Origin of the sequence: Sedimentibacter sp. B4 (genome assembly GCF_000309315.1) — a bacterium.
Lineage (GTDB): Bacteria > Bacillota > Clostridia > Tissierellales > Sedimentibacteraceae > Sedimentibacter > Sedimentibacter saalensis.
Window position 1 is genome coordinate 1 of record NZ_CANG01000022.1, and the last position, 9,321, is coordinate 9,321.

Below are 9,321 nucleotides of genomic sequence, written 5' to 3' on the forward strand. Positions count from 1 at the left end.
ACGAGGAAAGAGAACTTTCCTCGTATATAAAAAAACACGGCAAGCCGTGTTAGTTATTTGCAATTATATGATGTATCACGGAGCTGGCCGTGCAGATTCTCAATTTAAATATTATTTTGCTCCCTGCATTGCACCGCCTGCAATGTCATCCCCATCATCGCCGCCAAAGCAGTCTGAAATTGGCTCAATTTTCGTGCTGTATATAATCTTCAGAAAAAATATGCTCAATATAAGAGAAGCTACTTCAGCTATTGGATATGACCACCATACAAGGTTCACATTGCCTGACAGAGAAAGAAGATATGCTGCTGGAACAAGGACCACCAGCTGTCTGCCCACCGAAACCATAAGGCTCATTACACCGTTGCCAAATGCCTGGAAAACAGACCCTGCAACAACTGAAAATCCTGCAAAAAGATAACTGAGACTTATAATCCTTAGAGCCGGAATTCCAATGCTTATCATATCATTGGAAGCATTGAATAATAAAAGCATCTTTTCAGGGTACAGCTGTATTATTAAAAGTGCAAAAAGCATTATTCCAATGGCAATTTCTATGCTCAATCTGATTGTGTGGATTATTCTTTCCTTGTTTCTGGCGCCATAATTGTATGAAATTATGGGAACCATACCGTTATTGAGGCCAAACACCGGCATGAACGCAAAACTTTGAAGTTTGTAGTATACTCCGAACACAGCTGTTGCTGTTGCTGAAAATTTCATCAGAATATTGTTGATGCAGTATGTTGTAATAGAAGTGATTGAAAGCATTATTATTGACGGAATACCAATTGCATAGATTTTTTTAATTGTTTTTATGTTAGGTCTGAAGCCCTTTGCCTGAATTTTAATTTCATTGTTGTATTTGACGTTAAAAACAACAGCTAAAAGCCATGCGGCAATTTGTCCTATGACAGTTGCCAGAGCTGCTCCTTCTATTCCCATTTTGGGCATGCCAAACAAACCGAATATTAATATGGGATCAAGTATTATATTTATGATTGCACCGATTCCCTGCGTTATCATGGTGAATATGGTTTTTCCTGTGGACTGCAACAGACGTTCAAATGTTACCTGTCCGAAAATTCCAATAGAAGCAATGCAGCATACAGATAAGTAAGAAATTCCGTATTCAATTATTTCAGCGTTGTTAGTCTGAGCGCCAAAATAAGGTCTGACAAATGTCATTCCAAAAACAAGGAATAACAAATAGCTTAAGAATGCCAGGAATATTCCATTGTCTGCAATGCTGTTTACTTCTTCCATGTTTTTCTCGCCAAGGTTTTTTGAAAGCAAAGCATTGATTCCTACACCTGTACCTACTGCTATAGCCACCATAAGATTTTGAACCGGAAAAGACAGCGATACTGCAGTCAGTGCATCCTCGCTGATTCTTGCAACAAATATGCTGTCAACAACATTATATAAAGCCTGTACTACCATTGATATCATCATGGGTATAGACATACTTACTAGCAATTTCCTAACAGGCATTACACCCATTTTGTTTTCTTTGATTTGTTCCATTTTGTCCTCCTTCAAGTCAAGAAAAAAAAGCTGCCTGAGCAACTTTTTCTTGCAAAACAATATTATATTCCTAATGATATAATAAGTCAACATGAAGTATTATATTTGCTTATTGTTGGTTTTCAGCACCTATGTATTCATCCACTGTCATAACCCTGGCAAATGTACCATTCAAGGAAGCCATAAACACATCATGAACCACACTTGCATGGATTTCTCCGTCTTTTGTGTGCAAGTTCTTTGTTGTGCACGCATCTTCAAGTACAGTTACATCATATCCGTAATTTTGTGCTGCACGGACAGTTGTATCAATGCACATATGGCTCATCATTCCAGCTACTACAAGCTTGGAAGCCTTTAAATCATCCAGACATGACTTGAGATCAGTATTAAGAAATGAACTTGGATAATTCTTTTCAATTATAATTTCACCATGAACAGGCATGACATTTTTATGAATTTCACACTTTCTCATCAGCTCCTGCTTAGTTATTTTATCATCCTTGAAAATGTGTTTTATATATATTACAGGCAATTTTTTTCTTCTGAAATGATTCAATATTTTAGCAGCCTTTAAAGATGCTTCTTCAGCATTGAACAGTTTATAACTTCCTTCCTCAAAATACATGTTTTGAATATCAATTATAATCAGTACTGTATCATTCATACCATACTCCTACTATATATTTTCAATTGCATTTCTTGCCCAGTCTGAATCAGCTAATATTGCTCTCCCGACTCCTATAAAATCAGCCTTGCCTTCAATGAGAAGTTTTTCAGCAGCTGCTGCTTCAGTGATTCCTCCTGTAAGAATAACAGGAACGTTCACTACACTTTTTACAGCCTCAGAAAGTTCAGAAAAATATCCCTGTTCTTTGTTGTCTGGGAGAATAAAACCGCACATGCCACCTGTTATGTCTATCATGTCAATGCCTGCTTCTTCAAAACTCTTTGCTGCAACCTTCAAATCCTCCATGGATGTTCCCCCCTCAGTGTAATCTGAAGCACCTATTCTAATAAGCACTGGGAAATCTCCAACCGCTTCTCTCACTGCCTTTATCACTTCAAGGTGGAGCTTTATTCTTCCATAAATATCATTTCCGTAATCGTCTGTCCTCTTGTTTGTCAGTGGTGACAAAAACTGGTTCAACAAATATCCGTGAGCCGAATGGATTTCAACACCGTCAAATCCTGCTTTTTTAACACGGATTGCTGCATTCTTAAATCTTTCAACTATTTCCTTAATTTCTTTTTTTGAGAGTTCTCTTGGAACTGTGTCGTTAAGTTTGCGGGGATTTAAAACTGACGAAGGTCCTACAGTATTTAATGTAACTTCACTTCTTGAAAGGCTGCCGGCATGGTTAAGCTGCATGACTGCCTTAGAGCCATTTTTATGTATTATGTCTGCTAATTCTTTCAATCCTTCCTTACAGCTGTCATCAGCTACTGACAACTGTTTTAAACTTGCCTTACCTTCTTCCGAAATGTAACTATGCTCGATTATCACCAGTGAAATGTATCCTCCTTTAGACTTTTCATCATAATAGTCTAAGATTTCACTGCTGACTTTTCCATCGTCAGCTGCCTTAGCTGTTGCCATGGGAGGCATAACCAGTCTGTTTTTAAGCTTAATTTTACCGTTATCAAAAGTATTTGTTATGTGCGTCATCTTTCCTCCTGATATTATATTTTTTTAAGATGTTAATCGAAATCACTTCATATCAATGCAGCATATATCCATCCGTACAAGTTTTGAATCTTTAAGAACAACATTAATTTCAATATCATTTTCCACATTTTCTAGTATTGCCATATCTCCCTCAGATATTTCAATCTTCTCGCCAGTTGACACTTCAAAAACAGCTTCACCTTTGCCACAATAAAATGCATTGAAATCAAATGTTTTATTATATTCCCTGCAAAATTCATTTTTAAGTATTCCGTCATTTTCAACAACAGTCATCTTTCCATGAAAGTCCTTTGAAAGCATCATGTTGAAATCTGTTACCTTGCCTGCTGCTGAGGATTCCCATCCTCCGTCAAACACATCTATATGTTTGTAGGATTCCATAAGCAAATCATAGTGGTCTTTGTGAAAAACATGAGCCTTACCTTCAAGCATGATCAAGTGTCTGGTGTAATTTTCAAGATTGCTGTATTTTGCTTCCTCTTCGCTGTAAGACTCGGCCATGCTGAGCCTAAATGAAAAATTCCTGTCAGCATAAGAAGAATTCAAAGGATAAATAAAATATTGTCTGCTTTCTCCGCCTGCCCATTTTGAAGTTATAACATCATCTTTTCTAATTAATGTGGTTTTCAAAGCAACCTCCTTGTAAAATTAATATAGTAATTCTCATAAGCGCTTCAGTTACAAATACTTAAAAGTGCTCTCCGTTTTCGTAATATCTGCTTTTTTCAAGCGCTTGAAAAATAACGTCCACATTTTTGTATCCCAATAGGTTTATGTGCTTTGTAATTATCATAGCTGCTTTGTCTTGAATTTCCTGTCCTCTGTCAAACCATAAAACATCCACAGCCGGAAGACCTTCCACAACTTTTTCATCCATTATGAAAGAAGAATTTACTACCTCTATGCTGAAATATTCTCTTGGGCACTGAATCAACTCCTGAAGATCATCAATCATTAATTTGCTTATTGTCAAAGCTTTGTTCATATCTATTGCTCTAAATCTTAATGCTGGCATAGTAACCTCTCTTTATTATATTTATATTATTTTAACATATTACATTAAAAAATGCACCAAATATAGAAAACAAATCGGCAATTATGATTAACAGTAGTCAAATATGCTAAAAGACGATTCTTCTTAGAATCGTCTTTTAACTCCTTAAATTAAAATCAGTGTTCCATCTTAGACATTATATCCATTACTTCCTCGACGGCAACCTGTGTTTCATGGGATATGTCTGAAAAACTTCCTAAAATGTAGCTGTGCATGTACGGCGGCATGTGTGCCATTTCCTTTGTCGGATTGACGCTGGTTACATATTCTCTGACAGATGCAGGCATGGAATTCCTGTCTACTAGCAAAAGAGGCGTATGTTTGCTTAAGTGAGCAAACATGACACTGGATACCAGATGATACCACTTGCTGAGTTCACCAAATGAAAATGCCCAGCCATTTCTTGTATTGTGCTTCCATCCGAAATCATCAACAGGACTTTGGTACCTTGCAAAATTTATTGCAATGGTGTAGGGGTCGTTTCCGCTGATTCTATGAATGGTTCCTGTTATTGAATTTCTTATTTGGGCTTCCACATTATCACTGACGGTCTTTGTGGAACCCACTATAAAATAATTCTTTCCTCTGTTGCTTAGGATAAAGTTTTGTATGGGCTGTGGTATTGAGTTTTGCTGTACCAGGATGATTGGAACATCCATGTGAGCCGCATAAAAGGCTGCTGGAATCCCCTCTGAATAGTCCTCTCCTGATATTACCATTACATCTTTTTTTCCTATTTCAGATTCTGAAGGAACCACGTTAAATCTGAAATCAATAATATCATAACAAGCTCTGTAAACATCTTCAAAGGTTGTTATTCTGTAAGTAGAAAATCCAAGAGCCATCAATGCATTTTCTATGGATGATGATATGGGGCCCACAACAAGTATCTGTGCCGGTACATTGTCGCCGGTCGGAGATAGCCTCAATATTTCATTTAAAATAATAGGAGGTATAAAGTTCCTGTCAGTAAACATTATGGGTGCATTGATTGGGAAGTGAACAATGCTTGAAGCACAAACTCCGTACTGCCACTTGTCGTAAGGTACCATGATGACAGCATTGGGGCGCCAGCTTATATTGCTGCTTGGATATATTATATTTGTAACTGCAACGTTGTAAGCATAAATATCATCGAAATTTACTCTTGTAGTATTGGCTGTATCTGAAATCGGATTAAACACTGCCGGCGTCTGCTGCATTGATATATTGTTAAAAATAGACATGAAATCACCTGCTTTTTTTAATTTAGTATATGAAGATGATTTCTGATTTGACATACATAATTTGCTTTTATCCAGAACAAATACTGAACTTGATCAATTAAAATTAATTTAATATTATTTGCTTATTGCTTTTAACATCAGCTCAGCAGGAGCTTTAATTCCGGTCCATATTTCAAAAGCTTCTGCACCCTGATTAACAAGCATTTTAAGTCCTTCTACCGTCGTGCAGCCCATTTCTTCTGCATCCTTCAATAATCTGGTTTTTCTAGGATTGTAAACAGCATCGCACACTGTAAGCGAAGGGTTCAGCAGTTCTCTGTCCAATGGGCTTGAATCAATGTCTGGTGACATTCCCACGCTTGTTGTATTTATAAGAACCTGGCAGTCTGCTATTGCTTTTTTCATTTCATCATATTCATGTTTTACAGCCACACTGTCTGCTCCTGTCTGTTTGTTTATGTCATCAGCCAGAGAAACTGCTTTCTCATATGTTCTGTTGCATATGAAAATTTTATTTGCCTTTTTTAGCGCCAGTGTCATGCTTATTGCTCTTGAAGCCCCGCCGCTTCCAAGTATAAAAACATTTTTTCCATTTATTTTTGTTCCTGTGCTCTCCTCGAATGATTTCAAGAATCCCATGCCGTCTGTGTTGTAACCCTTGAGGGTTCCCTCATGTACCACAACAGTGTTAACGGCACCGATGCATTTTGCATACTCGTCAATTTCATCAAGATACTTCATAATTTCGATTTTATGAGGTATTGTTACATTAAAGCCTTCAAAGTTCATCTTAGCCATGCCCCTCACAACTGTTTCCAAGTTTTCAGGCAACACCTCTATGGGAATATATATTTTGCCAAGACCCAGGCTCTCAAATGCTGTGTTATGCATGATGGGAGAAAGAGAATGTCCCAGAGGGTAGCCCAGCAGCCCTAATAATTTTGTTTTAGTGCTTATAATCATGTAATCACCTCCTATTTTTTGTATTGTTCTTTCCCGATTTTATATAAATCATTTCCCTCATTGTCTATTACTACTGTAACAGGGAAATTTTCAACTTTCAGTCTGTAAATTGCTTCTGCCCCGAGGTCTGGAAAAGCAATTACTTCTGCTTCCTTTATTGCTTCAGCAAGAAGTGCTCCTGCTCCGCCGATTGCAGCAAAATAAACAGCATTGTTCTTGATTATTGAGTCCACAACCTGCTTGCTTCTAAGGCCCTTTCCAATCATCCCCTTAAGACCATGATCCATTAAAAGAGGGGCATATGCATCCATTCTTCCGCTTGTTGTGGGACCTGCTGAACCAATTGCCTGTCCCGGTTTAGCAGGACATGGTCCTACGTAATAAATTGTCTGGTTTTTTATGTCCATGGGAAGCTCTTCATTTTTGTTTATAAGTTCTGCAATCCTTTTGTGAGCAGCATCCCTACCTGTGTACATGATGCCGTTAAGAAGAACTCTGTCTCCTGCTTTTAAATCGCTCACTGTTTCGTCAGTCAGCGGTAAATTTACTATTTTAGCCATGTCTACCTCCATTATATAATTGCTTCTTTATGCCTTGCCACATGGCACTGAATGTTTATGGCAACAGGCATGCTTGCAATGTGTGCAGGAAAAGTTTCTATGTTTACGGCAAGGGCTGTGGTGCTTCCGCCAAATCCCTGAGGACCAATGCCAAGATTGTTTATTTCCTCAAGAAGCTCTTTTTCCATCTTTGCCACTACAGGATTTGGATGATGCTGTCCAACTTCCCTCAAAAGAGCCTGTTTGGCAATAAGAGTTGTTTTTTCAATTGTGCCGCCTATTCCTACTCCAACAATTATAGGTGGACATGGATTTGACCCTGCCCTGTCTACAGCATCAATAACGCACTTCTTAATGCCTGCTTCACCGTCTGAAGGTTTAAGCATGCATAAGGCGCTCATGTTTTCGCTTCCGCCTCCTTTAGGAGCAATTATCAGCTTAATTTTGTCTCCGGGAACTATTGTAGTATGAATTATTGCAGGAGTGTTGTCACCTGTGTTTTTTCTCACCATGAAAGGATCATCAACTGCTGATTTTCGAAGATATCCGTTTTTATAGCCTCTTCTTACTCCTTCATCTATGGCAGAATTAAGGTCTCCCCCAACAAGTCGTACTTCCTGACCCAGCTCCAGAAATATCACTGCAAGTCCGGTGTCCTGGCATATGGGAACTTCCTTTTTTCTTGCAATTTCCTGGTTCTTCAGAATGTCCTCAAGAATATCTTTTGCTAGAGGCGATTCTTCCTTGTCCACTGCATCTTCTAATGCTTTTTTTACATCCTGCGGAAGATAGTAATTTGATTCTATACAAAGTTTTTCAACTGTCCTGGTTATATCTTCTACATTAATTTCTCTCATCTTTAATCTCCCTTCAACTGTTGCAATATTGTAATTTTATAACTCTCCGTACCTTTCCTTGAACATGAAAAAATATGGATTTAAATAATGCTGTTCATAACTAAATAAGTTTAATCAATTATATTATAAGCAAAATATTAATTCAATAAAATTAACAGCATATTTCATAATGTCAGTTGCAAATAAACTTCATTAATATTATAATTGTTCATATAAATAAAATAAGAGGCGGATATGACTGAAAACGACAAGAAAAAATTCATTGTGAATGTAGCTTTTATAGTAACGGTTTACGCAGTTTTATATTTCATTTTTGTTTACATGATTCATTGGGTTATGCCATTTTTGGTTGGTTTTTTAATTGCTCTTGCCCTGCGGCCCATAACAAGGCTTGTTAACAAGCTTGTTAACAGCACTGGCAAAGGTGTGGCAGTGTTTGTAGTGGCTATGTTTTATGCCGGAGCAGCAACTCTTCTTTGGCTTATACTGTCATTTTTATTCGCGCAGCTGACAGACATGGTCAAAGTAATGCCAGATTTATATTTTCAAAAACTTGAGCCTGTGCTTTTGGATTTCAACGACTGGATTGTAGAGAATGCAAAGTTAATATCTCCTGATGCAGCAAGTGCCATTTCACAGGTTATAACAAATGGTATCAATTATATTTCTGATGTTATTAAAAATATATCGATTTCTGTGGTGCAGATTGTTACAAGACTCATTTCAAACTTTCCTCTGTACCTCATAAGCGTTATTTTTACAATTGTCCTTTCAGTGTTCATAAGCGTGGAATACAACAACATAACTGCTTTTATAAAGCGCCAGCTGCCTGATAAGTTCAACTCCACATTTACGGAAGCGAAAACCTTCCTTACAGGAACGCTGTGGAAAATGATAAAGTCCTACATGATAATATTGTTCATTACATTCATTGAACTGTTGATTGGTCTTAACATGCTGGATGTTACATATGCACTTCCATTAGCAGCAATAATTGCAGTACTTGACATAATGCCTATTATTGGAACTGGCGGAATAATAATTCCATGGGCCATTGTAGAATTGATTCTCAATAATTACAGAATGGGCGGAGGATTGTTGATACTGTACGTTACGGTAACTGTTGTAAGAAACATAGTAGAGCCAAGAATTGTAGGACATCAAATAGGCCTTCATCCTATCATAACAATAACTGCCATGTATGCCGGGCTGAGACTTTTCGGATTTGCAGGATTTATAATAGCACCTGTTGTGGCAATACTTGTGAAGTACTTAAACGACACAGGAAAAATTCATTTGTTCAAATAATAAATATTAAAACAAAAATTCCGGCAAGCCGGAATTTTTTTATAATAATAATAATTGAATTAATATTTTTGTGACTCAGCGTTATTTTGTGGAATTGTACGAAAGGAGAAAAACAGTCTTGGCACACTTAGCGTAG

Annotated in this window: 10 protein-coding genes; 1 reads left to right on the forward strand and 9 read right to left on the reverse strand. The window is 37.4% G+C overall.

Going from position 1 to position 9,321, the window contains the following annotated elements; genetic code table 11:
- Positions 1–111 precede the first annotated feature (111 nt).
- From BN358_RS04245 to BN358_RS04285, 9 genes are all read right to left on the reverse strand, one after another.
- The gene (locus BN358_RS04245; RefSeq protein WP_019228062.1) at positions 112–1,527 is read right to left on the reverse strand and encodes an MATE family efflux transporter; all 1,416 of its coding nucleotides are present in this window, start codon (positions 1,525–1,527) and stop codon (positions 112–114) included.
- A 109-nt stretch (positions 1,528–1,636) separates the two neighbouring features.
- The gene (locus BN358_RS04250; RefSeq protein ID WP_019228063.1) at positions 1,637–2,194 is read right to left on the reverse strand and encodes a cysteine hydrolase family protein; all 558 of its coding nucleotides are present in this window, start codon (positions 2,192–2,194) and stop codon (positions 1,637–1,639) included.
- 12 nt (positions 2,195–2,206) lie between these two features.
- The gene (locus BN358_RS04255; protein WP_019228064.1) at positions 2,207–3,196 is read right to left on the reverse strand and encodes an NADH:flavin oxidoreductase; all 990 of its coding nucleotides are present in this window, start codon (positions 3,194–3,196) and stop codon (positions 2,207–2,209) included.
- 42 nt (positions 3,197–3,238) lie between these two features.
- Complete coding sequence (locus BN358_RS22235) at positions 3,239–3,847, reverse strand: HutD family protein (RefSeq protein WP_019228065.1); 609 nt, start codon at positions 3,845–3,847, stop codon at positions 3,239–3,241.
- Positions 3,848–3,905: 58 nt separating this feature from the next.
- Positions 3,906–4,232: a DUF1904 domain-containing protein gene (locus BN358_RS04265; protein ID WP_019228066.1), complete on the reverse strand. Its 327-nt coding sequence runs from the start codon at positions 4,230–4,232 to the stop codon at positions 3,906–3,908.
- 155 nt (positions 4,233–4,387) lie between these two features.
- Complete coding sequence (locus BN358_RS04270; RefSeq protein ID WP_157593239.1) at positions 4,388–5,551, reverse strand: cell wall-binding repeat-containing protein; 1,164 nt, start codon at positions 5,549–5,551, stop codon at positions 4,388–4,390.
- A gap of 60 nt (positions 5,552–5,611) precedes the next feature.
- A complete protein-coding gene (locus tag BN358_RS04275) occupies positions 5,612–6,460 on the reverse strand; it encodes a shikimate dehydrogenase (RefSeq protein ID WP_019228068.1) in 849 nt (282 codons plus the stop codon).
- Positions 6,461–6,471: 11 nt separating this feature from the next.
- Complete coding sequence (locus tag BN358_RS04280) at positions 6,472–7,020, reverse strand: Fe-S-containing hydro-lyase (RefSeq protein ID WP_019228069.1); 549 nt, start codon at positions 7,018–7,020, stop codon at positions 6,472–6,474.
- Positions 7,021–7,031: 11 nt separating this feature from the next.
- Positions 7,032–7,877 carry a fumarate hydratase gene (locus BN358_RS04285; protein WP_019228070.1) on the reverse strand — a complete coding sequence of 282 codons (846 nt, stop codon included), beginning with the start codon at positions 7,875–7,877 and terminating at the stop codon, positions 7,032–7,034.
- Positions 7,878–8,111: 234 nt separating this feature from the next.
- On the opposite strand from BN358_RS04285, the gene ytvI reads away from it, so the two are divergent.
- The gene (ytvI, locus tag BN358_RS04290) at positions 8,112–9,185 is read left to right on the forward strand and encodes a sporulation integral membrane protein YtvI (protein WP_019228071.1); all 1,074 of its coding nucleotides are present in this window, start codon (positions 8,112–8,114) and stop codon (positions 9,183–9,185) included.
- Positions 9,186–9,321: the final 136 nt, after the last annotated feature.

Excerpts from the sequence above, each read along its gene's own strand:
- BN358_RS04250 (WP_019228063.1), bottom strand. The coding sequence starts at position 2,194 with ATGAATGATACAGTACTGATTATAATTGATATTCAAAACATGTATTTT.
- BN358_RS04275 (WP_019228068.1), bottom strand. The coding sequence starts at position 6,460 with ATGATTATAAGCACTAAAACAAAATTATTAGGGCTGCTGGGCTACCCT.
- BN358_RS04265 (WP_019228066.1), bottom strand. The coding sequence starts at position 4,232 with ATGCCAGCATTAAGATTTAGAGCAATAGATATGAACAAAGCTTTGACA.
- BN358_RS04245 (WP_019228062.1), bottom strand. The coding sequence starts at position 1,527 with ATGGAACAAATCAAAGAAAACAAAATGGGTGTAATGCCTGTTAGGAAA.
- BN358_RS04255 (WP_019228064.1), bottom strand. The coding sequence starts at position 3,196 with ATGACGCACATAACAAATACTTTTGATAACGGTAAAATTAAGCTTAAA.
- BN358_RS04285 (WP_019228070.1), bottom strand. The coding sequence starts at position 7,877 with ATGAGAGAAATTAATGTAGAAGATATAACCAGGACAGTTGAAAAACTT.
- BN358_RS04280 (WP_019228069.1), bottom strand. The coding sequence starts at position 7,020 with ATGGCTAAAATAGTAAATTTACCGCTGACTGACGAAACAGTGAGCGAT.
- BN358_RS04270 (WP_157593239.1), bottom strand. The coding sequence starts at position 5,551 with ATGTCAAATCAGAAATCATCTTCATATACTAAATTAAAAAAAGCAGGT.
- ytvI (WP_019228071.1), top strand. The coding sequence starts at position 8,112 with ATGACTGAAAACGACAAGAAAAAATTCATTGTGAATGTAGCTTTTATA.